Origin of the sequence: Microbacterium forte (assembly GCF_031885415.1) — a bacterium.
GTDB classification, from domain to species: Bacteria; Actinomycetota; Actinomycetes; order Actinomycetales; family Microbacteriaceae; genus Microbacterium; species Microbacterium forte.
Genome location: NZ_CP116871.1, coordinates 2,556,071 through 2,576,722 on the forward strand (window position 1 = coordinate 2,556,071; position 20,652 = coordinate 2,576,722).

The following is a 20,652-nucleotide window of genomic DNA, read 5'->3' on the forward strand; positions in this document are numbered from 1 at the left end:
CGCCCCGAGACAGGGGCGCCTCCGTCGCTCACGATCATGAAGAGAGACGCACGCATGCGCACCACCGGCAGGATTCCGAGGAGCTGGTACGAGTCGCCCTGGCGCATCGCCGGACGAGCCGTATCGATCGCATTCGTCGTGACGCTGTTCGCGCTCATCGCCGCGCTTCTCGTGGTGCCGCGTGTCTCCGGCGGAACCTCGCTCACGGTGCTCACAGGATCGATGGAGCCGACATTCGCACCCGGTGACGTCGTGGCGGTGCGAGGCGTCGCGCCCGATCAGGTGTGCGCCGAGATCGGGGTCGGCGACATCGTGACCTATCTTCCCGAGCCCGGCGACCCGGCTCTCATCACCCACCGCGTCGTGGGCAAGACCGTCGGCACGTTCGACGACGGCACGGACTGCAGGCTCATCACTCAGGGCGACGCGAACTCCGCCGCCGACGCGCCCGTGTCTCCCGAGCAGGTTCGCGGGGCGATGCTCTACAGCCTGCCCGCCCTCGGATGGGTGCGCCAGTGGGCCACCGACAACATCGTGGTGCTCGGCGTCGCGTTCGGTGCCGGGCTTCTCGGCTACGGCGCATGGACCACCTTCCGGCGGCCTCGCACCCGCGTGATCGTGACCTCCGGACGGGGCGTGAACGACGCCCCCGCGGCATCCGCGGCCCCTGTCGTTCCCTCTGTCGCCGACGACCTCCGGATCCGGGAGCTCGATCTCAGAGAGCGGGAGATCGCGATCCGCGAGGAGGAACTCCACCTCGCGCGGCTCGGACTCCTCTCGCTCGACGACGATTCGCTGCGCGAGATGCTGTCGCACGCGACGGATGCCGAGAGGAGCCGGCGATGAACGGAGTGGACGGCCTCCTCGCGGAGGCACGCCGTCGCACCCGACGTGAGACGTCCATCGCCTGGATCCTCGCCGTCGTGCTCCTGCTCATGCTGGCCGGGGTGCTCTCTGCTGCGGGCGTGCTCCCTGCCGTGGCGGCGGGTTCGACGACCGGTGTCTCGACGACCGGCGAACCCGTCGACAGGGCGGTGGCACCGGCATCCGGGGGTGGTTCGCAGTCAGGGGATGCGATTGCCGAGGCCGCCTGGGACGGTCCGGCGACGCACCTGGACTGGTCGGGCCGGGGGTATTCGACCGCGGAGTCGTCGTTCGTCGGTCAGCGCATCGCCGCGCCGGGAGATCGCACTCGACGCACCCTGATGCTGACGAACAGCGGTCCTGCGCGAGCCGGCCTCACCGTCTCGCTGCGTCTGGATGAGAGCGTCCCCGGCGGCGCTCGCAATCCCGGCCTCGCCGACGAGGTCGAGCTGTTCTGGAGTGTCGGCGGTGTCGAGGGGCGGCAGCGCTTCTCCGCACTCGCCGAAGAGATGACCGGCACGGTCGACATCGCCGAGGTGCGGGTCGCCCAGGGTGAGACGGTGGCCGTGGAGATCGGGTTCGAGCTCCCCGCCGCGACTGCATCGCAGCGCAACGAGGGACAGGAGTCGACCGAGCTCGCGTTCGATGTCGTGTCTACGATGTCCGGCGAGGTCGACGAGCAGCCGACTCGACTGGCGGCGACGGGGGCAAGCTCGCTCCTTCTCTTCGGAATCGCGGCGGCGCTGCTGCTGCTCGTGGGGCTTCTCCTCGTCGCCGGCCGTCGGCGGCGGTGCGATGACTGCTCGAGGGCCATCGGTCAGGACGAGTCCTGGGTCGATCTGACAGAGCCCGACCGCGGCCGTCGGCGCGTGTGCCCGGACTCGGCACTACTGCGGCGGGCACTCCTCACTACTGAGAGATCGGGCGTCGGCACCGGAGACCGCGGTTCCCGGCTCGGAATCCGCCCCCTTCTCGGCGTGCGAGCGCGCGGTTCACGAGATGGTTGAACCGTTCGATCACCCCGTCGGATCATCGCGGATCATCCGCACGAACGCCGCCACAGAGTCGCTTCCCTCCCCGATCGCGACTTCTTCTCCCCGGATCGTGGCGGCGTTCACCCGTTCGCTCTGGCTGCGATGACCCGCGGACGCGAGGACGACCACCGCACTCCTCCGCGAGCACGTCCACCTGGCGGTGAGGATGCAGGGGTTCGTCCGCGGCAGCGGTGTGCCTCGTCGCGTCGATGACCCGGTAGACGCCTAGAGCGTGATGTCGGATGCGGAGGCGAGCGGTCGCCACTCGGTCGATCGCGCACTCGGCCGGGCGAGCACATCGGCGTCGAGCAGGGGGCCCACATCGACATTCGTGACTCGGGCGATCTCGGCGACCGGAACCTGGAACGTGCGGAAGGCGCCCAGTGGCGGCGCGGCCAGCAGGCCGTCGGAGGTGTCGACCAGCTCGGACTGATCGAGCACGAACCCTGCGGCCGACAGGCCATCCGGCGCCTGCCAGGCCGCGATCTTCCAGAACCGGAGGGGGATGCGGATGCCGCGATACGGCGGGTCGTCGTCGCCCAGCACAGGCGCGGTGAAGACCGAGACACGCTGATCGGTCGTCTCGGCATACTCGATCACATGGTCTTCCAGGCCGAGCCAGAGGTCCTTCGACTGGTTGAATCCTGCCGCCTGCGGGGCGGCGTTCGGATAGAAGAAGGTCGACTCGGTGGCATCCCTCGCCTCATCGGCATCGCCCCATCCCGGATCACGCCGCCGCACGAGATGGCCGCGATCGAGGTCGTTGCGCGCGTAGACATCGGGACCCGTCTGCAGCTCGTCGTCGATCCGGGGGTCGAGCCTCCACTCGCCGGTGCGCGGCAGTTCGCGGAGCAGCGCTCCGTCGATGTTCACGCCGGTCACGGAGGCCAGCCGACGGTCGCGGTCGAGCAGCACCGTGAAGCGCGGGTAGGTCAGCTCGGTCGCATCCTGCGCCGGTCGGGGCAGGGGGACTCGCGTCGGAAGGAAATCGAGGTCGTATCCGTCTGCCATACCGTCATATTGCCTCGTGCCCCCGACATCGCCGACCATCTCCGAACACGGGAACGCCCCCACCCGGTCGCTTCGGGAGGGGGCGTTCGCTGTCAGCGGGTCACGGCGTGGGCATGCCGCCGTTGACGTTGAGCGTCTCGCCGGCGACGTAGCTCGACTCGGCCGAGGCGAGGAACACGTAGGCGGGTGCCAGCTCGGCCGGCTGACCCATGCGGCCGAGAGGCGTGTCCTCACCGAACTCCGGCAGCTTCTCCTGCGGCTGTCCGTCGCTGGGCTGCAGCGGGGTCCAGATCGGCCCGGGTGCCACGGCGTTCACGCGGATGCCCTTCGGTGCGAGCTGGTCGGCGAGGCCCTTGGTGAAGGCGTTGATCGTGGCCTTGGTCGACGCATAGTCGACGAGGATCCCCGACGGCGAGTACGCCTGGATCGACGTGGTGTTGATGATGGTCGATCCGGCGGGGAGGTGCGGGAGTGCGGCCTTCGTGATCCAGAACATCGCGTAGACGTTCGTCTTGAAGGTGTCGTCGAACTGCTCGTCGGTGATGTCGGTCAGAGACTCCTGGTAGACCTGCTTGCCGCCGTTGTTGACGAGGATGTCGAGACCGCCGAGCGCACCGACCGCTTCTGAGACGAGCGTGCGGCAGTACTCGGGGTCGCGCAGGTCGCCGGGGATCTGCGCGACGGTGGCGCCCGCGTCGCGAAGGATGTCGGCGATCCGCGCAGCATCCTCCTCCTCTTCCGGAAGGTACGAGAGCGCGACGTCGGCCCCTTCACGGGCGAAGGCGATCGCGGTCGCCGCCCCGATGCCCGAGTCGCCGCCGGTGATGAGAGCCTTGCGGCCGGTGAGACGGCCGGTGCCGCGATAGCTCTCCTCGCCGAGGTCGGCCTTGGGAGCGAGGTCGGCGTCGAGCCCTGGTTCGGGCATGTGCTGCTTCTCGGGCTCGATGTCGGAATAGAGCTCGGCCGGGTTGACGAAGGTGTACTGGTCGCGAGACATGGGGTGTCCTCTCGGTCGCTGGTCTGGGGGTATGTCTCCAGCGTGCGCCGAGGTCGGGATGTCGGCCAGCGCCTTGCGTCCGCGGACTCAGGTCGCTAAGGGCGAAGCCCGGGGCCGTCGTCGATGTCGCTGGGGGGAGGAGAACTGCTCTTCGGGAGGAGAGATTCGCAGGATTGCTCCTCCCGAAGGGCATATCTCCTCCCGAGAGGGTGGCAGCGACGGGGTCGACCAACCCCCGGCGCGCGGAGTAGCCTCGCCGCATGGGCCGACTCATCTACTCCATGATCACGTCGCTCGACGGATATGTCAGCGGGCCCCACGGAGGATTCGACTGGGCGCTCGATGAGGAGCTGCACGACTTCATCAACAGGCAGTTCGCCGACGTCGGCACCTATCTCTACGGGCGGCGCATGTACGAGACGATGGTCTATTGGGAGACCGCCCACCTCGAGCCCGATCAGCCGCAGGTCGGCATCGACTACGCACGGGTCTGGCAGGCGGCCGACAAGGTCGTCTTCTCGAAAACGCTCGCCGAGGTGTCGAGCGAGCGCACGCGGCTCGAGCGCACGTTCGACCCCGAGACCGTCGAGCGCTGGAAAGCCGAATCCGACAGCGACCTCTCTGTCGACGGGCCGACGCTCGCGGCCGAGGCGATCCGCGCGGGTCTGGTCGACGAGTTCGGCCTGTTCATCGGTCCGGGCATCGTCGGGGGCGGCAAGCCGTTCTTCCCCGGCGACGTGCATGTCGATCTCGAACTGCTCGACGACAAGCGCTTCAGCAGCGGGGTGATGTTCCTCCGCTACGCGACGCGGCGGTGACGGCGATCGCTGCCGGCGTCAGGGGCGCACGCGAACGGTGCGGCCCTCGAAGGTGACCAGGTCGCCGTCGTGCAGCTGACGGCCCCGGCGACGATCGACCTCGTCGTTGACCTTCACGAAACCGTCGATCACGACCTCCTTGGCGTCGCCACCCGAGTCGAGCAGACCCGAGTACTTCAGGAACTGCCCGAGGCGGATCATCTCGCCGCCGATGGAGACATCGTCGATGCGGCCGGAATTCGTCATGACTGAAATGGTAGCCGCAGCACCGGGCCGCGGCTCGCGGTCAGCCGAGCGCCCGCTGGATCCGCTCGCTCAGACGGTCGGCCGCCTTCGTGGTCGTCCGGCGACGGGTCGGCGCCTGCAGTGCGATCCTCACGTCGGATCCTCCCTCAGCCAACGGAGTCGCCACGACCCTCACGTCGGCGGGTCCCCCGAACAGCGTCCGTCGTGTGCTGAACGCCACGGAACGATGATCGGAGACTCGCCACTCGACGCGCTTGAGCTCTGTCGTGAGCTGCTGCAGCACCCGCACGACGGAGTCCGCCCGCGCGGGTGTGTAGAAGTACGTGTGCACCGTGACCGGCATGGATTCCCCTGACGACAGCATCTTCGGTCTGCGATCGAGACCGTACCCACCTACAGAGACCGCGCGGTGAACGGATCATGATGCGAAAGTGCCGAACTCGTCGGAGATGCGTCGAGCCGCCGACCCCGTGGGGCCGGCGGCTCGAGGAACGACGCGGGGTGCTCAGTCGTCGATGTCGGTGCCGACGACGGCGAAGTCGGCGCTGAAGTCGATGTCGATCGAGCGGCGGTCGGTCGTGAGCACCGACGCGTCGTAGGGGCTGACCTCGTCGTTGTCGGCGTCGAGGTCGGTGATCATGCCGTCGGCCTCGGCCAGCGCGGCATCGACGAGTGCGCGGATGGCCGACTCGTCGAGGGTGTGGGTGGGGGCGGAGTCATCGTCGTCCTGCTCGGTCGAGACGACGGTGGCGGCGAGGTCGGCATCCACCCGCACCTCGGTCTCGCTGCCGTTCGTCCCGGTCAGCTGCACCTCCCAGGTGCCGTCGCGCTTCGCGTCGATGGACGTCACGTCGCCTTCGGCTGCGCCGCGGGCGGCATCCGCGATCTTCACGAGCTCGTCGGCGGAGTCGGTGCCGATGTCGGTCACCGGGCCCCCGCCCTGGGGTGCGCCCTGCTCTCCGTCGTCGTCGCGGTCGTCTCGGTCGCCGCCCGGCTGCCCGCCGTTGTCGTCGGCGTCGCCACGGGGGCCGTCGGAGACCGAGGGGCGGTCGTCGTCGTCGCCGAACTCGTCGCCGATCGCTGCTCCGATGGCCACGCCGCCGCCGGCGAGAACCACCGCGGCCGCGATTCCACCGCCGATGAGAAGGGCACGCTTGCGACCACGCTTCGCGGGGGCTGCGGGAACGGATGCCGGAGTGCCGGTCTCAGCGGCGAGCGGTGCGACGGGCACGGTCTCGGCGTCGTGGGCCGGAGTCGGCGCGGGCGGAGCGGGGGGCGCCGGGGGAGTCGAGTTCACGGGGAGGTTCTCGGGCGTCTGGTCGGGGGTCGAGTTCTTGTCGTTCATGTCTCGATGCTGTCCCGGCGGTGCTGAAGCCACCCTGAAGCCTCCTGAAGACCTCTTCAGGAACCAGCGACCGAACGGCCGGGGCCGCGGACCGGGGTTTCCTCGTACCGTTTGCAGGATCCGGGCACTCCTGCGGGACGAGAACAGGTGTCCGGTGCCGCATCCGTGCTTCAGCCCTGCAGACGGGCCGGATGCCGAGAGGTGCCGGGTCCCTGCAGACGGGCCGGATGCCGAGAGGATGTCAGTCCGAGAGCGGCAGGGTCACCACGAAGCGGGCGCCGCCCCAGCGCGAGGCGTCGACCGAGACCGTCCCGCCGCTGGCCGCGGCGATGCCCTGCACGATCGCGAGGCCGAGACCGCTGCCGCCGGCATCCCGGCTGCGGGCCTCATCGAGCCGCACGAAGCGCTCGAAGATGCGCTCGCGCTCGTCGGCTGGCACTCCTGCGCCGTCGTCCTCGACGGTCACGAACACCCAGGCGTCCTGCGGGATCACGCTGATCGCCACGCGGCCGGCGCTGTGCCTGACGGCGTTGTCGGCGAGGTTGCGCAGGAGCTGGCCGAGAAGCCGAGGATCCCCGGCGACCCGGGCCGCACGGATGCCCGACCCGTCGACCTCGACCCCTCGCGACCTCAGGCGTCGCACCTCGCCCAGGGCCAGGTCGTCGAGGTCGACGGCCTCGTCGTGCGTGCCGCCGCCCTCGTCGAGCCGGGCGAGCAGCAGAAGTGACTCGACGATGCCCTGCAGTCGGAGCCCCTCCTCTGAGACGACCTCGGCCAGCTCGCCGATGCTCGTTGTGGCCGGATGCGCCTGTGCGAGCTCGGCGTGCTGACGGATCGTCGCGAGCGGTGAGCGCAGCTCGTGTGAGGCATCCGAGACGAAGCGGCGCTGGGCGGTGGCCGACGAGTCGAGGCGATCGAGCATCCGGTTCATGGTGGTCGCGAGTGCGGCGATCTCGTCGGATGACGGCGGCACCTCGACGCGTCGGTGCAGGTGCTCGGCGGTGATGCCGTCGACCTCCTCGCGGATGCGGGTGACCGGCCGCAGCGCCCGGCCGACGACGAGCCAGGTGGTGACGGCGACGAGCAGCAGAAGCAGCGGCACGGCGACCGCGAGCAGCACGGCGACCGTCGACAGCGTCTCGACACCGTCTTCGATCGAGACGGCGAGCACGAGCGTCTCGTCGTTCTCGAGGTCGTCGGAGACGACGAGCATCGGCTCGCCGCCGATCGTCGTGGTGCGTGCCTGGTCGGCGAGGGGGAGCGCGGTGGAGCCGAGCTCGTCGCGGGCATCCTCGCTGGCGGCCCTGACCGCGCCGTCCTCGCCGATGATCTGGACGATCTCGTCGTCGAGGGAGTCGACCCCGCGCTCGCCGCCCGGGCCGCCGCCGGGACCGTCGAAGCGCTCGGCGAGTTCGTCGAGTCGCTGCTCGGCGGCGCGCTCGGCGCTGGCGTGGATGCTGGAGCTCAGGATGCCGTAGAACGAGAACGCCCCGATCAGCAGCGCGACGGCCACGACCACGGTCGCGCCGAGGGTCGTCCTGGCACGCACCGACCGGAACGCGCGGCTAGCCACCGTCGGCCGCCAATCGATAGCCGGCGCCGCGGATCGTCTCGATCGCCTCGCGCCCGAAGGGCTTGTCGAGCTTGCGGCGCAGGTGACCGACGTAGACCTCGACGATGTTCGGGTCGCCGTCGAAGTCGTCGTCCCAGACGCCCTCGATCAGCGCGCGCTTCGACAGCACCTGACCGCGGTGCCGCATGAGGTGCTCGAGCACGGCGAACTCGCGCGCGGTCAACGTGACCTGGGTCTCGCCGCGCCAGACGTGGTGCGACGACGGGTCGAGCTTGAGGTCTCCGGCTTCGAGCACCGCAGGGCGCGCGACAGCGCCGCGGCGCACGAGAGCACGGAGCCGAGCCACGAGGATCGCGAAGGAGAACGGCTTGGTCACGTAGTCGTCTGCGCCCGTCTCGAGGGCCTCGACCTGATCCCACTCGCCGTCCTTGGCGGTGAGCATGAGCACGGGCGTCCAGTTCTCCTCGGCGCGCAGCGCCTCGCACACCTTCCACCCGCTCATGCCGGGCATCATCAGGTCGAGCACGATCGCGTCGTACCGCGTCTCACGCGCACGCCACAGCCCGTCGACGCCGTTGTTCGCGACGTCGACCGCGAAGCCCTCCGCCTCGAGCCCCCGGCGCACGGCGTCGGCAAGACGCGCCTCGTCGTCAACCACCAGGATCCGCATTCCTCCAGTGTGGTGGGCGCACGCTGAATCCGCGCTGAAGCGGGTCAGATGAGGCTCAGTCGCGCATCAGCGCGCGCACTCGGGCTCTCCCTCGTGCGCCCTCGGGCTCTCCCTCGTGCGCCCTCGGGAGGAGAACGCTCCCACAGGAGGAGAGAATGCCGCTGAGACTCCTCCCGTGGCGCAGTTCTCCTCCCGTGGCGCAGTTCTCCTCCCGGCGCGCAGTCCTCCTCCCGGGGCGCAGTGCTCCTTCCGACGAGCAGGCGATGGTCGCCCACGTAGCGCACACCGGTTGGCACTGTCCGTCCCGTGTGGTTGCATGAGGGCATGACCGGAATCCGGGGGGACAGGTCGAGAGGTGTACGTCTTCTTCTCGTCGTCGCGACGACCATGATGCTCGCAGGATGCGCGACGGCGACCACGGGTCCGCCCGGCGCATCGCCGTCCGCATCCCCGAGTCCCACCCCTACGGCCGCGTGCCCGCAGATCGAAGGCGTAGACCTGCCTCCGGACTGCGCGCCGTACGACCCCGATCACGCGATGGCGCAGAACGAGCGCTATCGCGACCGGGTCGACCTCTCGGAGGAGAGCACGGCAGCCGCCGAGGAGCCCGCGGCTGCCGTCCGCACCGGGCTCGAGACGCTCCGTGTCTCAGGAGGCCTGTCGGTGAACGCGGTCGAGGAGGTGATCGCCGCGGCGGGCCTCGCGGGCGTCCAGACGCTGGGCGATGAACGCGCGGTGGCCTTCGGCGCGGCTGCACCTGAGGGCGGATGCATCTTCGGCGAAGTCTCGGCAGATACTCTCACGGTCGAGATCGGCGGCGTCATCATGGACGGCGGCTGCCTGCCGGCGATCGGGCACTGACCACGATCGACGTGCGCCGACGAAGACCGACCGGCATCATCGAGATCAGGCGTCGGTGCGGAACCCGGCGGCCTTGTGCGTCCCGTCGCAGAACGGCTTGATCGTCGAGAGACCGCAACGGCACAGCGCCACCGTGCGGCGCGTCACCTCGATCGGCTCGCCGTCGGAGGTCTCGAGCACCGCTGCTCCGCGCACCAGCAGCGGACCGTCGGGGTACGCCGTGATCGTGACGGCATCCTGCGCCCCGCTCATCGCGCGTCCCGCTCTCGCAGCGAGGATTCGCCGCGCGTCCAGGAGTCGAGCATGTGTCCCGCCGCCCATCCGTCGACGGTGAGGCAGGCTGCGGCGCCGAACATGATGTCGGGCAGCAGGTCGGGGCGGTCCTCGGCCAGTCCACCGGCGAGGTCACGCGCGGCGATCTGCTCGTGCACGGCATCCGCCTCGACGTGCTCGTCGAAGTAGTCGGTCACGTCCTCGGTGAAGCCGAGCCGTCGCAGCCCGTCGGCGTAGAACCGGTTGGGGATCGACGAGGTCATCTCGAACGCGGCCAGATGGCCGACGATCGCTCCGACGAGCCGACGGTTGAGGCCGAACATCGACATCATGTTGAGCGACGCGAGCGTGATCGCCGGCACGTCGTCGACGTAGGCGCCGTAGGTGTCGTCGAGGCCGGCGCCGCGCATCGCGCGAGCGAAGATCGTCGCGTGCACACGGTCGGGGCGCCCTCCGCCGTACTCGTCCGACTGGATCTCGACGAGCGCCGCCTTGGGCCGACCGGTCAGGCGGGGGATCGCCCACGAGTGCGGGTCCGCCTCGCGCAGCGTGTAGATCGAGCGCTGCATGAAGAACTCGTGCATCTGCTCGTCCGTGGCCTTCTTCGCGACGTAACGAGAGAGGCTCGGTCCGGTGTCGGCCTCGGCGAGAGCGAACAGGGCTCGTCCGACGGCGTCCACGGTCGGCTCGGGCAGTTCCGGGGTCGGCACGGTCGCCCGCAGCGCCCGCTCGAAGGCGTGCTCGAGGAGTCCTCGCGTGGCGATCAGCGCCGGGTCCCACTCGAGGGCGGGATCGAGCTCGGACAGAGATCCGTAGGACGAGGCGTACAGCACGAAGAGCGCGAGTTGGATGTCGTCGTCGCGCACGACATCGTCGCTGGTGGCGAGCGCGGTCTCGGCGCGGGCGCCGAGGTCGTCGGCGTCTTCTCCGCTCAGGCGGCGCATGATGCCGTCGCTGAGCGGGCCGCGGGCGGCGATGCCGTGAAGGGCGGACGGAGTGAGGGCCGGTGCAGACATGCTCGAAGTCTCGCCCCCGATCCCCTTCTCGAGAAGGGTCTTGACGGCGACACATCCGATGCGGAAGGGACGGGAGGGCGGATGCCGTGGCATCCGCCTTCCCGTCCCTTCGCTCGATCAGGCGTGCACGGGGTAGTGGCTGCTGATCGCGATGCGGTTCCAGCTGTTGATGACGACGGCAAGCCAGGTCACGGCGGCGATCTGCTTCTCGGTCAGCACGCCCTCGACGTCGACTCCGCGATTCGCGAGGCGGCCGTGGTCGCCGATCATCGTCACGTTCTCGGCGATCTGCAGGGCGGCCTGCTCCTCGGCCGAGAAGTACTGCGACTCCCACCATCCCGCGAGCACGGCCAGCCGGTCGGCCGTCTCCCCGGCCTTGACGGCATCGGCGCAGTGCATCCTGAGGCAGAAGGCGCAGCCGTTGAGCTGCGACGCCCGCACCTTGACCAGTTCGACGAGCAACGGCGAGAGTCCGGCATCCTCGGCTGCGGCGACCGCCTGGGCGTTGAACTCCAGCATCGCCTGATACGGGGCTGCGTAGACCTTGCCGATGTTGACGTGCGACACGTCGCCTCCTTCGCTCATGGGGCGCGGGATGCGCCTCCATGAGTACTGACGCCTCAGCATCCGGATCTGTGATGCGCCCGCGCCGCCTAGGCTGGATGCATGAACAAGAACTCGCTCTGGACCATCATCGGCGTCGTCCTCGCCGTCGTGATCGCCTGGTGGATCGTCAGCGCGCTCTTCTCGATCCTGTGGTTCATCGCGAAGCTCGCGATCGTCGCCGTCGTCGCGGTCGTGGTGTTCCTGGTGCTGCGCGGGATGTTCAGCTCGAAGGCAGACTGACCGGCGCCTCTGGTCACCACCCGGCGCTGATCAGGCGACCGGGGCGTTCGCTCCGACCCGGTAGCGGGCTGCGCGATGCGTGTCCTGCACGCGGTCGCCCTTGCCCTGCAGCTTGTTGCGCAGAGTTCCCGGCGTGTACTCGTTCGGGTAGACGCCGCGCTCGCGCAGCACGGGGATGACGTGCTCGATGACGTCCTGCCAGGTGCCGGGCGTGACCGCGTAGGCGAGGTTGAATCCGTCGATGTCGGTCTCCTCGACCCACGACTGCAGTTCGTCGGCGATCTCTACGCCAGAGCCCACGATCGTCGGCCCGAGGCCGCCGATCGCGTTGTGGCGGCCGAAGTCGCCGACGGTCCACTCGCGTCCGAGGTCGGCCTCCTCCTTGAGGTGCTGCAGCACCGACTGGATCGCGTTGGACTCGACGTTGCCGACGGGCTCGTCCTCGGCATACTGCGAGAGGTCGACGCCCATCCAGCCCGACATGAAGGTCAGCGCGCCCTCGGGGCTCGCGTAGGACAGGTATTCGGCGTGCTTCGCCGCGGCATCCGCGCTCGTGGCCCCCGTGATGACGGTGAGCAGCGTGTAGATCTTCGCGTCGTAGCGGTCGCGACCGGCGTCCTCCAGCGCATCGCGGATGCGCTTCACGGTGCCGGCGAGCACCTCCTTCGAGGGCGCGGCGACGAAGATCGCCTCGGCGTTCTCCGATGCGAAGCGCACACCGCGAGGGCTGGCTCCGGCCTGGTAGATGACCGGGGTGCGCTGCGGCGACGGCTCGGAGATGTGGATGCCGGGAACGCTGAAGTGCTTTCCCTCGTGGCCGATCGGGTGCACCTTCGCCGGGTCGGTGAAGATGCCGCGCTCGCGGTCTTCGACGACGGCGTCGTCTTCCCACGATCCCTCCCACAGCTTGTAGAGCACCTCGACGTACTCGTCGGCGTGGTCGTAGCGGTCGTCGTGCGCGAGCTGATCGTGCTGACCCATGTTGCGGGCGGCGCTGGGCAGGTAGCCGGTCACGACGTTCCAGCCGACGCGTCCGTTGGTCAGGTGGTCGAGGGTGCTCAGACGCCGTGCGAACGGATAGGGGTGCTCGAAGGCGGTGCCGGCGGTGATGCCGAAGCCGAGGTGCTCGGTGACCGCCGCCATCGCGCTCACGAGCAGGATCGGGTCGTTCACGGGAACCTGTGCGCCGTTGCGGATCGCCGCCTCGTTGGTGCCGCCGTAGACGTCGTAGGTGCCGAGCACATCGGCGATGAAGATGCCGTCGAAGGTCGCGCTCTCGAGCAGCTTCGCAAGATCCGTCCAGTACGAGATGGTGTTGTACTGGCGCGAGCGGTCATCCGGGTGTCGCCACAGACCGGACGACTGGTGGGCGACGCAGTTCATGTCGAAGGCGTTGAAGCGGATCTGACGGGTCATGGGGTCAAGCAAAACCCGCGGAGGCGCCCCGTGTCAGCCCCCGCGACACGGGGCGACACATTCGTCGGTCGAGTCCGGCCGGGTCAGCCCCGGTCGCCGTCGACTGTCTTCGTGGTGGAGGTGATCGGACGCGGATCGGGCATGATCGTCTCGACCTGCGGTTTGGCGTTCGCCTGCGCTCGGCACCAGACGACGAATCCGACCGCGGTGAAGACGCCGTAGAACACGTACATGAGTCCGGTCGCGTAGAAGCCTGAGCTGAACAGCAGCGGCACGCCCACGACGTCGACGGCGATCCAGATCAGCCAGAACTCCGTCCACCCCTTGGCCATGCCGTAGGTGGCGAGCAGGGATCCGACGAAGGTCCACGCGTCGGCCCACACCGGCTCCCACGAGCCGAGGGCGCGGAACAGGGGAGTGAGGGCGATCGTGCCGATCACCATCACGAGCACCAGGCCGATGCGCGCGCTGTTCGGTGCCCACCGGGGCGTGACGCGACCACCCGACGACGAGGCCTGTCGCCAGCGCACCCACCCGTAGATCGCCACGATGATGAACATGACCTGACGACCGGCCTGGCCGAGCAGGTGCGGCAGCTCATGATCGGGATTGAGGATGGATCCGAGGAAGACGGTGAGCAGCAGCAGGTTGCCGACGATGCCGACCGGCCACGCCCAGATCTTGCGCTGCATGCCGCCGAGTGCGCTGGCGAGGCCGAATGCGTTGCCGACCACCTCGCGCACGAGCAGCACCTGGCCGCCGGGCAGCATCCACTGCGAGTTGAAGGCGTCGACCAGCCAGAGGAAGACGTTCACTTCGTCTCGTCGGGGAAGGGCCGCTGGTCGAGCACCAGCTGCAGGAACGTGAGGTCGAGCCAGCGATCGAACTTGGTGCCGACCTGCGGCATGCGCCCGACCTGCATGAAGTCGAGGCGCTTGTGCATGATGATCGACCCCGTGTTGCTGCTCTCGATCGCGGCGACCATCACGTGCTTGCCGAGGCTGCGGGCGCGGTGGATGAGCTCGATCATCAGCGCCTTGCCGATGCCGCGACCCCGCTGGCCGTCGCGGACGTACACCGAGTGCTCGACGGTGTGCCGATATCCGCTGTGCGGGCGCCAGTCGCCGAAGGTCGCATACCCGAGCACGCCGGTCTCGTCGACCGCGACGATGACGGGATAGCCGCGGCCTGTGCGCTCCGCGAGCCAGGCGGCGCGGTCTTCGACCGTGACCGCCTCTTCATTCCAGATCGCGGTGGTGTTCAGCACCGCGTCGTTGTGGATCGCCGTGATCGCTTCGAGGTCGGCGGTCTCGGCATCCCGGATCTGGGGGTCGCTCATCGGCTGTCTCCTGCATCTGCGCTCGGGTGCGCACTGCACGACGGTAGCAGGATGCCGGGGCGGGGGCTCTCGGGCACCCGCTTCGCCTCACTGCGATGAGTTCCAGTAGGTGAGCTTGGCGGGGTTGAGCACGATCCACAGCTGGGTGATCACACCCGCCTCGACGTGCACGTTCATGACCGAATGCACGTTCTCTCCGTCGCGGAACACCAGGCCGAGACCGTCGCCGAAGTGCTTCTCCTCGGCGGTGAAGTGCGGGTTCTTGGCCGCGATCCCGAGCAGGAAGCGCGCGACGTTGTCAGCGCCGCTCACGACATTGCGGGCGGCGCTGACCACGCCGCCTCCGTCGCTGCGCAGTTCGACGTCCGGTGCCAGGAACTTCAGCAGCGGGGCGACCTCGCCCGTGCGCGTCGCCTGCTGGAAGGCCCGCACCACGCGGTCGTGCTCGGCGCGGGGCACGGCGGTCGCCCGGTTCTCGCGCACGTGACGACGAGCGGATGACGCGAGCTGCCGCACCGCCGCGGAAGACCGCCCCACGGCCTCGGCGATCTCGTCGAACGGCACGGCGAAGACGTCGTGCAGCACGAAGGCGACGCGCTCGGCGGGAGTCATCGCCTCGAGCACGACCAACAGCGCGGTCGAGACGTCGTCGTCGAGAGTGATGCGATCGAGAGGATCTTCGGGCGTCGTGGGCGTGCGCGATCCGATCGCTCCGGCGAAGAGCTCGGCCGGAACGGGCTCGGGCAGCCACGGCCCGACGTACTGCTCGCGCCTGTGGCGGGCGGAACCCAGAAGGTCGAGGGCGACGCGTCCTGCGACGGTGGTGAGCCAGCCGGCGGGGTTCGCGATGGTCTCGCGCTCAGCTTCGGTGAGCCGGTACCAGCGCAGGTAGGTCTCCTGCACGACATCCTCGGCATCCGCCAGAGTGCCGGTCATCCGGTATCCGAGGGCGAGCAGGCGTCGCCGCTCGCGGAAGACGTCGTCGAGGTCGTCATCCATGGGGTGCCTTTCGGATGCGGGTGCGAGTGTGCTTTCGCAGGATATGACGACGGAGCAGGGTGGAGTGTGAGGCCTCACGTTCTCGGGTGCTGATTCGTCATCTGGTGCAGGAGGCGTGGACGTGCGCCCCGGAGCGGAGAGGGAATCGGATGAGGATCGCGGTCGCAGGAGGAACAGGGGTCGTCGGTCGGCACGCCGTGGAGGCGGCGCGGGCGGCCGGTCACGAGGTGGTGGTGCTGTCGCGGTCGTCCGGAGCCGATGTGCTCACCGGCGCCGGACTGGCCGAGCGGATGCAGGGGGCGGATGCCGTCATCGACGTCACGAACACGACCACGCTCTCGGCTGCGAAGGCCGTGAAGTTCTTCGAGACGGCGACCCGCACTCTGCTGGCTGCGGAGTCGCGGGCGGGTGTCACGCACCACGTCGCTCTGTCGATCGTGGGGATCGATGGCATCGACGCCTCGTACTACGCGGGCAAGCTGGCGCAGGAACGCGCGGTGGCTGCAGGGTCGGTGCCGTTCACGATCGCGAGGGCCGGTCAGTTCCACGAGTTCGCCGGACAGCTGCTGTCGGGGATGTCCGGCCCGGTGGCGGTGCTGCCGAAGCTGCTCATGCGGCCGGTGGCTGCGCGCGAGGTCGGGGAGCATCTGGTGCGTGTCGCCGAGGGCGCGCCGGCCGGGCGTGCGTCTGACCTGGTCGGGCCGAGAAACGAGGTTCTCGCGGATGTGGCGCGGAGGCAGCTGGCGTTCGACGGAGTGCGCCGGCGGGTGCTGGGGGTGCGGCTGCCCGGCGCCTACGGGCGAGGGCTGGCGTCGGGGTCGCTGCGCGGAGGGGCGGATGCTCTGCAGGGTCGGATCACGTTCGATGAGTGGCTGCGGGGTGACGACCACCTGCCGTCATGAGCTCGGTTGTCTGCTCCAACGGATTCCGGCATCTCGCTCGAGTTTCGAACATCTGTTCTAAAGTGGAGACATGCCCTCATCCCGCCTGATGCCGCTTCTCGAGGCCCTCGAGTGCCTCGGCGACGTCTGGGGCGACGCCGAGGGGTCAGCGGAGCTCTCGCGCATCGAGCTGCTCGACGCGCACCGTGCGGTGAGCCAGGCGCAGCGATGCCTCGACGGGCTCCACGCCGAGCTCGCGGCGACGATCGCGCACGAGTCGCGGCCGGAACTCGGCCCTGACGGGTTCGCGAAGCAGCATGGACACCGGAGTGCTGCGGCGATGATCGCCGCGAACACGGGTGGGTCGGCCGGCGACGCCAAGCGACTCATCGCGGTGGGGCAGGCAGCGGCGCCGCGGACGAATCTGTCGGGTGAGGTCCTGCCCGCGCGGTATCCGGCGCTCGCGTCGGCGCTCGCCGCGGGGGAGATATCCGTCGCGGCCGCCGCGCTCATCGTCAGCCTGCTCGAGCGGATCCGGTTCAAGGTGGGGTCGGCTCGGGTCGAAGAGGCCGAGCGTCTCCTCGTAGGCAGGGCAGCGGGGATGTCCCTCGCCGACGTCGGCAAGCTGGTGGCCCGTGCCGAAGCCTGGCTCGACCCAGACGGCGTCGCACCCAGAGAGCGAGAGGCCCGCGACCGCCGTTCCCTGACGATGTTCGAGCGCGACGGCTCGCTTCACCTCGTGCTGCAGACCGACATCGCATCGGGGGCGCCGATCAAGGCCGCGATACAGGCCTACGTGGCGGCGTCGTTTCAGTCGCGGATCACCGCGACAGACCCTGACGCGCCGGATGCCGATCGCCGTTCGGTCGCGATGATCCAGGCCGATGCGTTGACCGCCATCTGCGAGCACGCGATCGCCTGCGACAACGGCGGGATGCCCGCATCGGGTGCGACAGTGGTGGTGCGCGTGAACCTCGACCAGCTCATGTCGGGCGAGGGCAGCGCGACGATCGACGGCAGCGACCAGCCCGTGAGCGTCAGCACCTGCCGTCGCATGGCTGCGGGTGGCGGCATCATCCCGGTGGTTCTCGGATCAGCGGAGGAGATCCTCGACTGGGGGCGCGAGAAGCGGTTGTTCACCCGGGCGCAGCGATTGGCACTCGTCGAGCGAGACGGCGGCTGCGCCATGTGCGGTCTCCCTCCGCAGATGACCAAGGCGCACCACATCAGGTGGTGGCAGCGAGACACCGGACCCACCGACCTGGACAACGGCGTACTGCTGTGCGAGTCGTGTCACCATCGCATCCACGACAACGGGTGGGATATCCGCATCGAGGGGATCGGAGCCGCGGCACGGGTATGGCTGATCCCGCCGCGAAGCATCGATCTCGCGAGGGCTCCGCGCCTCGGGGGTCGGGCCCGCTATGACATCGCTGCCTGACGTCGATTCCGTGGTGCGCGGTTCAGACGTGCACGTCGGCGGGCGATTCCTCGCCCTCGTGGAAGTTCGGCTTCTTGCCGATCAGGCGGCCGATGCCCAGGATGATCCCGACGATGATCAGACCCGCGATCAGGCCGGCGATGGCCGAGAAGAGGGTGTCGCCGATCCAGACGATGACAGCGCCGAGGGGCTCGAGCGCGTGCTCGATGGCATGCAGGATGTCCTCGCCGAAGTGCACGCCCACCTCGCCCAGGTTCACGAGCAGCAGGTGGCCACCGACCCACAGCATCGCCACTGTGCCGAGGATGCTGATGAAGCGGAAGACCGCCGGCATCGAGCGCACGATCCGCATTCCCGTGTGGCGGACGCGTGCGACCGGGTTCTTGGCCATCTTCAGACCGATGTCATCGATCTTCACGAGCAGGGCCACGGCGCCGTAGACGACGCCCGTCATGAGCAGGGCGATCACCGCGAGGATCGCGAGGGTCGTCCAGATGTCGAGACCGGCCTCGAGGTTCGCCAGCGAGATCAGCATGATCTCGGTCGAGAGGATCAGGTCGGTGCGCACGGCGCCGAGCACCAGCTTCTTCTCGTCGCGGGCGCCTTCATCGGCGTGACCGTGCTGCACGCCGAACCACTCGAGCACCTTCTCGGCGCCTTCGAAGCACAGATAGGCACCGCCGAGGATCAGCAGGTACGGCAGCACCCACGGCGCGAAGGCGGTGAGCACCAGCGCGATCGGGATGATGATCACGAACTTGTTGACCAGCGAACCGAGCGCGATCTTCGCGACCACAGGCAGCTCGCGCGCCGGCGTGATGCCCTGCACGTACTGCGGGGTCACCGCGGCATCGTCGATCACGACGCCCGCGGCTTTCGCCGAGGCCTTCATCGCCGCGCTGAGGATGTCATCGACGACGGCGAGCAGTCCAACCGACATGTGCGTCTCCCTGTGGTGTGTGTGGCTGAGCAACTCTATCGACTCCTTTCAAACTCACAGCCCGCTCACAGTCCTGCGGGACCAAAACAGGCGCCCGCCTGGTTCTCCTCTAAGACGCTGCAGCCAGCCGCGTCGGACAAGGAGTCAGATCATGTCGAACGAGTACCGCAAGAACCCCGCGGCGGTCAGCGACCTCACGCACCTGCAGTACGAGGTGACGCAGGAGGATGCCACCGAGCCGCCCTTCCGCAACGCGTATTGGAACAACCACGACGACGGCATCTACGTCGACGTCGTCTCGGGCCAGCCGCTCTTCGCGTCGACCGACAAGTTCGACAGCGGCACCGGATGGCCGAGCTTCACCAAGCCCATCGAGGCCGATGCCGTGACCACGCGCACCGACCGCAAGCTCTGGATGACGCGCACCGAGGCGCGTTCCACCGGCGCCGACAGCCACCTGGGGCACGTCTTCGACGACGGACCCCGCGATGCGGGAGGGCTCCGATACTGCATGAACTCCGCCGCCCTGCGCTTCATCCCGGCTGACAGCCTGGAAGATGAGGGGTACGGTCGCTACCGTCACCTCTTCCCCACCACCCCCACCTCTGAGGAGCAGTCATGACCGACACCGGAACCATCACCCGCACCCCCGGAGCCGAGACCGCCGTGCTGGCGGGCGGCTGCTTCTGGGGCATGGAAGACCTGATCCGCCGCCAGCCCGGCGTGCTCGACACCCGTGTCGGCTACACCGGCGGCAGCAACGACCACGCCACCTACCGCAACCACCCGGGTCACGCCGAGGCTGTGGAGATCGTCTTCGACCCCACCAAGACGACGTACCGCGACATCCTCGCCTTCTTCTTCCAGATCCACGACCCGTCGACGAAGGACCGTCAGGGCAACGATGTCGGCTCGAGCTACCGCTCGGCGATCTTCCCGCTCAGCCCCGAGCAGGAGGCCGTCGCCCGCGACACCATCGCCGACGTCGACGCCTCAGGCCTGTGGCCGGGCAAGGCCGTGACCACGATCGAGCCCGCGGGCCCGTTCTGGCAGGCGGAGGAAGAGCACCAGGACTACCTGATCAAGTACCCCAACGGCTACACCTGCCACTTCCCGCGTGCGGGATGGGTGCTGCCGAAGCGCGAAGAGAACGCGACGGTCTGACCGTCACCCCGAGAGCCCTTCGTCACCTCGTGACGGAGGGCTCTTCTCGTGCCTGCGGTCAGCCCTCCGACAGGAACGCCAGCGCGGCTTCCTTGAACGCGCGGGACCCCGGAGCGTTGAAGTGGTTGCGATCCGGGATCTCGAAGAACCGCCCCTGAGGGGCTGCGGATGCGAGCGCGCGCGAGCCTTCGATGATCGCGTCCTTCGAGCCCGTCGCGAACAGGATCGGGCTCGAGGGGGCGTTCGACGGATCGGGGTCGATCGTCCGTGACGACCGCATCCCCTCCGCCAGTGCCACCAGGGCTCCGAGGTCGTTGCCCGGCACGCGCTCGGTCAGCGTGATGTAGTTCTGCGTCGTCGCATCCGACACGGGCGTGCCGTCCGCCAGGTATGCGCGCACCTGATCGAGATCGAGCCGGGCGAGAGGGATGCCGTCGGGCACGCCGCCGAGCACGGCACGACCGATGCGATGCGGAAGATCACGCACGACCTCCCAGCCGACCCGCGCGCCGAGCGAGTATCCGACGTAGACGGCTTCATCGACGAGGTATGCGTCCATGACCGTCTCGACGTCGGTCGCGAGGGTGCGGATGCCGTACGCGTCGGCCTGATGCGGCTTCTGACTGAGGCCATGGCCCCGCTGGTCGAGCGCCAGCACGCGGTATCCGGCCTTGGTGAGTTCGCGCACCCAGCCCGTGAGCACCCAGGTGTCGCGGGCGCTCGACGCGAAGCCGTGCACGATCACCACCACCGGCGCATCGATCTCGCCCCATGTGTACGTCGCGAGGCGAGTGCCGTCAGCGGCGTACACCTGCTGGGGTTCGGGCATGTTGGTCAGGTCGGAGAGAGGAACAGCCACGGCATCCATTGTCCTCCTCCTGCGATGCCCGGAGACGCCGAGACCCACCGGCCCCGAGG

General features: G+C 68.9%; 25 protein-coding genes. 9 read left to right on the forward strand and 16 right to left on the reverse strand.

The features are described 5' to 3' along the window. Positions 1 to 54: 54 nt before the first annotated feature. Positions 55 to 846 carry a signal peptidase I gene (locus tag OB895_RS12305; RefSeq protein WP_194285978.1) on the forward strand — a complete coding sequence of 264 codons (792 nt, stop codon included), beginning with the start codon at positions 55 to 57 and terminating at the stop codon, positions 844 to 846. After that, positions 843 to 1,871: a hypothetical protein gene (locus OB895_RS12310; protein WP_311877856.1), complete on the forward strand. Its 1,029-nt coding sequence runs from the start codon at positions 843 to 845 to the stop codon at positions 1,869 to 1,871. Before OB895_RS12305 ends, OB895_RS12310 begins: the two co-directional genes overlap by 4 nt. Positions 1,872 to 2,123: 252 nt before the next feature. Here OB895_RS12310 and OB895_RS12315 read toward each other — a convergent pair whose 3' ends face one another. Together OB895_RS12315 and OB895_RS12320 are read right to left on the reverse strand one after the other, a co-directional pair. Then, the gene (locus OB895_RS12315; RefSeq protein WP_311877857.1) at positions 2,124 to 2,909 is read right to left on the reverse strand and encodes a DNA/RNA non-specific endonuclease; all 786 of its coding nucleotides are present in this window, start codon (positions 2,907 to 2,909) and stop codon (positions 2,124 to 2,126) included. A gap of 100 nt (positions 2,910 to 3,009) precedes the next feature. Continuing rightward, complete coding sequence (locus OB895_RS12320) at positions 3,010 to 3,906, reverse strand: SDR family oxidoreductase (RefSeq protein ID WP_042541506.1); 897 nt, start codon at positions 3,904 to 3,906, stop codon at positions 3,010 to 3,012. Between the two features lie 260 nt (positions 3,907 to 4,166). On the opposite strand from OB895_RS12320, the gene OB895_RS12325 reads away from it, so the two are divergent. After that, a complete protein-coding gene (locus tag OB895_RS12325; protein ID WP_311877859.1) occupies positions 4,167 to 4,724 on the forward strand; it encodes a dihydrofolate reductase family protein in 558 nt (185 codons plus the stop codon). Positions 4,725 to 4,742: 18 nt separating this feature from the next. Here the strand turns inward: OB895_RS12325 and OB895_RS12330 are convergent, their stop codons facing one another. From OB895_RS12330 to OB895_RS12350, 5 genes are all read right to left on the reverse strand, one after another. After that, positions 4,743 to 4,970 (reverse strand): RNA-binding S4 domain-containing protein, encoded by a 228-nt coding sequence (locus OB895_RS12330; RefSeq protein WP_042541504.1) that lies wholly within the window; start codon positions 4,968 to 4,970, stop codon positions 4,743 to 4,745. Positions 4,971 to 5,010: 40 nt separating this feature from the next. Then, entirely contained in the window at positions 5,011 to 5,313 is a 303-nt protein-coding gene (locus OB895_RS12335; protein ID WP_311877862.1) for a hypothetical protein, read from the reverse strand. A 162-nt stretch (positions 5,314 to 5,475) separates the two neighbouring features. Beyond that, entirely contained in the window at positions 5,476 to 6,315 is an 840-nt protein-coding gene (locus tag OB895_RS12340) for a PepSY domain-containing protein (protein ID WP_228385600.1), read from the reverse strand. A 241-nt stretch (positions 6,316 to 6,556) separates the two neighbouring features. Beyond that, on the reverse strand, positions 6,557 to 7,888 hold the full coding sequence (locus OB895_RS12345) for a sensor histidine kinase (RefSeq protein WP_042541500.1): 1,332 nt from the start codon (positions 7,886 to 7,888) through the stop codon (positions 6,557 to 6,559). Then, a complete protein-coding gene (locus OB895_RS12350; RefSeq protein WP_311877864.1) occupies positions 7,881 to 8,558 on the reverse strand; it encodes a response regulator transcription factor in 678 nt (225 codons plus the stop codon). Before OB895_RS12350 ends, OB895_RS12345 begins: the two co-directional genes overlap by 8 nt. Positions 8,559 to 9,095: 537 nt before the next feature. Between OB895_RS12350 and OB895_RS12355 the strand changes: the two genes are divergently transcribed. Continuing rightward, on the forward strand, positions 9,096 to 9,419 hold the full coding sequence (locus OB895_RS12355; RefSeq protein ID WP_079113815.1) for a hypothetical protein: 324 nt from the start codon (positions 9,096 to 9,098) through the stop codon (positions 9,417 to 9,419). A gap of 45 nt (positions 9,420 to 9,464) precedes the next feature. Here the strand turns inward: OB895_RS12355 and OB895_RS12360 are convergent, their stop codons facing one another. From OB895_RS12360 to OB895_RS12370, 3 genes are all read right to left on the reverse strand, one after another. Then, positions 9,465 to 9,671 (reverse strand): CDGSH iron-sulfur domain-containing protein, encoded by a 207-nt coding sequence (locus OB895_RS12360; RefSeq protein WP_056374892.1) that lies wholly within the window; start codon positions 9,669 to 9,671, stop codon positions 9,465 to 9,467. Further along, positions 9,668 to 10,708 carry an iron-containing redox enzyme family protein gene (locus tag OB895_RS12365; RefSeq protein WP_079114092.1) on the reverse strand — a complete coding sequence of 347 codons (1,041 nt, stop codon included), beginning with the start codon at positions 10,706 to 10,708 and terminating at the stop codon, positions 9,668 to 9,670. Before OB895_RS12365 ends, OB895_RS12360 begins: the two co-directional genes overlap by 4 nt. Positions 10,709 to 10,825: 117 nt before the next feature. Further along, entirely contained in the window at positions 10,826 to 11,275 is a 450-nt protein-coding gene (locus tag OB895_RS12370; protein ID WP_079114091.1) for a carboxymuconolactone decarboxylase family protein, read from the reverse strand. 99 nt (positions 11,276 to 11,374) lie between these two features. Here OB895_RS12370 and OB895_RS12375 point away from each other — a divergent pair, with 99 nt between their 5' ends. After that, positions 11,375 to 11,554, forward strand: a complete 180-nt coding sequence (locus tag OB895_RS12375; RefSeq protein ID WP_042541496.1) for a hypothetical protein — start codon at positions 11,375 to 11,377, stop codon at positions 11,552 to 11,554. Positions 11,555 to 11,584: 30 nt separating this feature from the next. On the opposite strand, the gene OB895_RS12380 is transcribed toward OB895_RS12375, so the two are convergent. The 4 genes from OB895_RS12380 to sigJ all read right to left on the reverse strand — a co-directional run bounded on the left by OB895_RS12380 (position 11,585) and on the right by sigJ (position 15,308). After that, complete coding sequence (locus OB895_RS12380) at positions 11,585 to 12,970, reverse strand: LLM class flavin-dependent oxidoreductase (RefSeq protein WP_079113814.1); 1,386 nt, start codon at positions 12,968 to 12,970, stop codon at positions 11,585 to 11,587. Positions 12,971 to 13,053: 83 nt separating this feature from the next. Further along, positions 13,054 to 13,740 carry a nicotinamide riboside transporter PnuC gene (gene pnuC / locus OB895_RS12385; RefSeq protein ID WP_376708839.1) on the reverse strand — a complete coding sequence of 229 codons (687 nt, stop codon included), beginning with the start codon at positions 13,738 to 13,740 and terminating at the stop codon, positions 13,054 to 13,056. Between the two features lie 41 nt (positions 13,741 to 13,781). Continuing rightward, complete coding sequence (locus tag OB895_RS12390) at positions 13,782 to 14,309, reverse strand: GNAT family N-acetyltransferase (protein ID WP_042540414.1); 528 nt, start codon at positions 14,307 to 14,309, stop codon at positions 13,782 to 13,784. 87 nt (positions 14,310 to 14,396) lie between these two features. Further along, on the reverse strand, positions 14,397 to 15,308 hold the full coding sequence (gene sigJ / locus OB895_RS12395; RefSeq protein WP_079113813.1) for an RNA polymerase sigma factor SigJ: 912 nt from the start codon (positions 15,306 to 15,308) through the stop codon (positions 14,397 to 14,399). Positions 15,309 to 15,457: 149 nt separating this feature from the next. Here sigJ and OB895_RS12400 point away from each other — a divergent pair, with 149 nt between their 5' ends. Next, positions 15,458 to 16,210, forward strand: coding sequence for an SDR family oxidoreductase (locus OB895_RS12400; RefSeq protein ID WP_042540418.1), 753 nt, complete (start codon positions 15,458 to 15,460; stop codon positions 16,208 to 16,210). A 70-nt stretch (positions 16,211 to 16,280) separates the two neighbouring features. Continuing rightward, positions 16,281 to 17,630: an HNH endonuclease gene (locus tag OB895_RS12405; protein WP_079113812.1), complete on the forward strand. Its 1,350-nt coding sequence runs from the start codon at positions 16,281 to 16,283 to the stop codon at positions 17,628 to 17,630. 22 nt (positions 17,631 to 17,652) lie between these two features. Here the strand turns inward: OB895_RS12405 and OB895_RS12410 are convergent, their stop codons facing one another. Further along, positions 17,653 to 18,570: a DUF808 domain-containing protein gene (locus tag OB895_RS12410; RefSeq protein ID WP_042540422.1), complete on the reverse strand. Its 918-nt coding sequence runs from the start codon at positions 18,568 to 18,570 to the stop codon at positions 17,653 to 17,655. Between the two features lie 151 nt (positions 18,571 to 18,721). On the opposite strand from OB895_RS12410, the gene msrB reads away from it, so the two are divergent. Together msrB and msrA are read left to right on the forward strand one after the other, a co-directional pair. Beyond that, positions 18,722 to 19,192 (forward strand): peptide-methionine (R)-S-oxide reductase MsrB, encoded by a 471-nt coding sequence (gene msrB, locus OB895_RS12415; protein WP_042540424.1) that lies wholly within the window; start codon positions 18,722 to 18,724, stop codon positions 19,190 to 19,192. Next, entirely contained in the window at positions 19,189 to 19,734 is a 546-nt protein-coding gene (msrA, locus tag OB895_RS12420) for a peptide-methionine (S)-S-oxide reductase MsrA (RefSeq protein WP_056374879.1), read from the forward strand. Before msrB ends, msrA begins: the two co-directional genes overlap by 4 nt. Positions 19,735 to 19,792: 58 nt before the next feature. On the opposite strand, the gene OB895_RS12425 is transcribed toward msrA, so the two are convergent. Further along, a complete protein-coding gene (locus tag OB895_RS12425; protein ID WP_042540428.1) occupies positions 19,793 to 20,602 on the reverse strand; it encodes an alpha/beta fold hydrolase in 810 nt (269 codons plus the stop codon). Between the last annotated feature and the right edge of the window lie 50 nt (positions 20,603 to 20,652).

Excerpts from the sequence above, each read along its gene's own strand:
- OB895_RS12305 (WP_194285978.1), top strand. The coding sequence starts at position 55 with ATGCGCACCACCGGCAGGATTCCGAGGAGCTGGTACGAGTCGCCCTGG.
- OB895_RS12310 (WP_311877856.1), top strand. The coding sequence starts at position 843 with ATGAACGGAGTGGACGGCCTCCTCGCGGAGGCACGCCGTCGCACCCGA.
- OB895_RS12315 (WP_311877857.1), bottom strand. The coding sequence starts at position 2,909 with ATGGCAGACGGATACGACCTCGATTTCCTTCCGACGCGAGTCCCCCTG.
- OB895_RS12320 (WP_042541506.1), bottom strand. The coding sequence starts at position 3,906 with ATGTCTCGCGACCAGTACACCTTCGTCAACCCGGCCGAGCTCTATTCC.
- OB895_RS12325 (WP_311877859.1), top strand. The coding sequence starts at position 4,167 with ATGGGCCGACTCATCTACTCCATGATCACGTCGCTCGACGGATATGTC.
- OB895_RS12330 (WP_042541504.1), bottom strand. The coding sequence starts at position 4,970 with ATGACGAATTCCGGCCGCATCGACGATGTCTCCATCGGCGGCGAGATG.
- OB895_RS12335 (WP_311877862.1), bottom strand. The coding sequence starts at position 5,313 with ATGCCGGTCACGGTGCACACGTACTTCTACACACCCGCGCGGGCGGAC.
- OB895_RS12340 (WP_228385600.1), bottom strand. The coding sequence starts at position 6,315 with ATGAACGACAAGAACTCGACCCCCGACCAGACGCCCGAGAACCTCCCC.
- OB895_RS12350 (WP_311877864.1), bottom strand. The coding sequence starts at position 8,558 with ATGCGGATCCTGGTGGTTGACGACGAGGCGCGTCTTGCCGACGCCGTG.
- OB895_RS12355 (WP_079113815.1), top strand. The coding sequence starts at position 9,096 with ATGGCGCAGAACGAGCGCTATCGCGACCGGGTCGACCTCTCGGAGGAG.
- OB895_RS12360 (WP_056374892.1), bottom strand. The coding sequence starts at position 9,671 with ATGAGCGGGGCGCAGGATGCCGTCACGATCACGGCGTACCCCGACGGT.
- OB895_RS12365 (WP_079114092.1), bottom strand. The coding sequence starts at position 10,708 with ATGTCTGCACCGGCCCTCACTCCGTCCGCCCTTCACGGCATCGCCGCC.
- OB895_RS12375 (WP_042541496.1), top strand. The coding sequence starts at position 11,375 with ATGAACAAGAACTCGCTCTGGACCATCATCGGCGTCGTCCTCGCCGTC.
- OB895_RS12380 (WP_079113814.1), bottom strand. The coding sequence starts at position 12,970 with ATGACCCGTCAGATCCGCTTCAACGCCTTCGACATGAACTGCGTCGCC.
- pnuC (WP_376708839.1), bottom strand. The coding sequence starts at position 13,740 with ATGCTGCCCGGCGGCCAGGTGCTGCTCGTGCGCGAGGTGGTCGGCAAC.
- OB895_RS12390 (WP_042540414.1), bottom strand. The coding sequence starts at position 14,309 with ATGAGCGACCCCCAGATCCGGGATGCCGAGACCGCCGACCTCGAAGCG.
- sigJ (WP_079113813.1), bottom strand. The coding sequence starts at position 15,308 with ATGGATGACGACCTCGACGACGTCTTCCGCGAGCGGCGACGCCTGCTC.
- OB895_RS12400 (WP_042540418.1), top strand. The coding sequence starts at position 15,458 with ATGAGGATCGCGGTCGCAGGAGGAACAGGGGTCGTCGGTCGGCACGCC.
- OB895_RS12405 (WP_079113812.1), top strand. The coding sequence starts at position 16,281 with ATGCCCTCATCCCGCCTGATGCCGCTTCTCGAGGCCCTCGAGTGCCTC.
- OB895_RS12410 (WP_042540422.1), bottom strand. The coding sequence starts at position 18,570 with ATGTCGGTTGGACTGCTCGCCGTCGTCGATGACATCCTCAGCGCGGCG.
- msrB (WP_042540424.1), top strand. The coding sequence starts at position 18,722 with ATGTCGAACGAGTACCGCAAGAACCCCGCGGCGGTCAGCGACCTCACG.
- msrA (WP_056374879.1), top strand. The coding sequence starts at position 19,189 with ATGACCGACACCGGAACCATCACCCGCACCCCCGGAGCCGAGACCGCC.
- OB895_RS12425 (WP_042540428.1), bottom strand. The coding sequence starts at position 20,602 with ATGGATGCCGTGGCTGTTCCTCTCTCCGACCTGACCAACATGCCCGAA.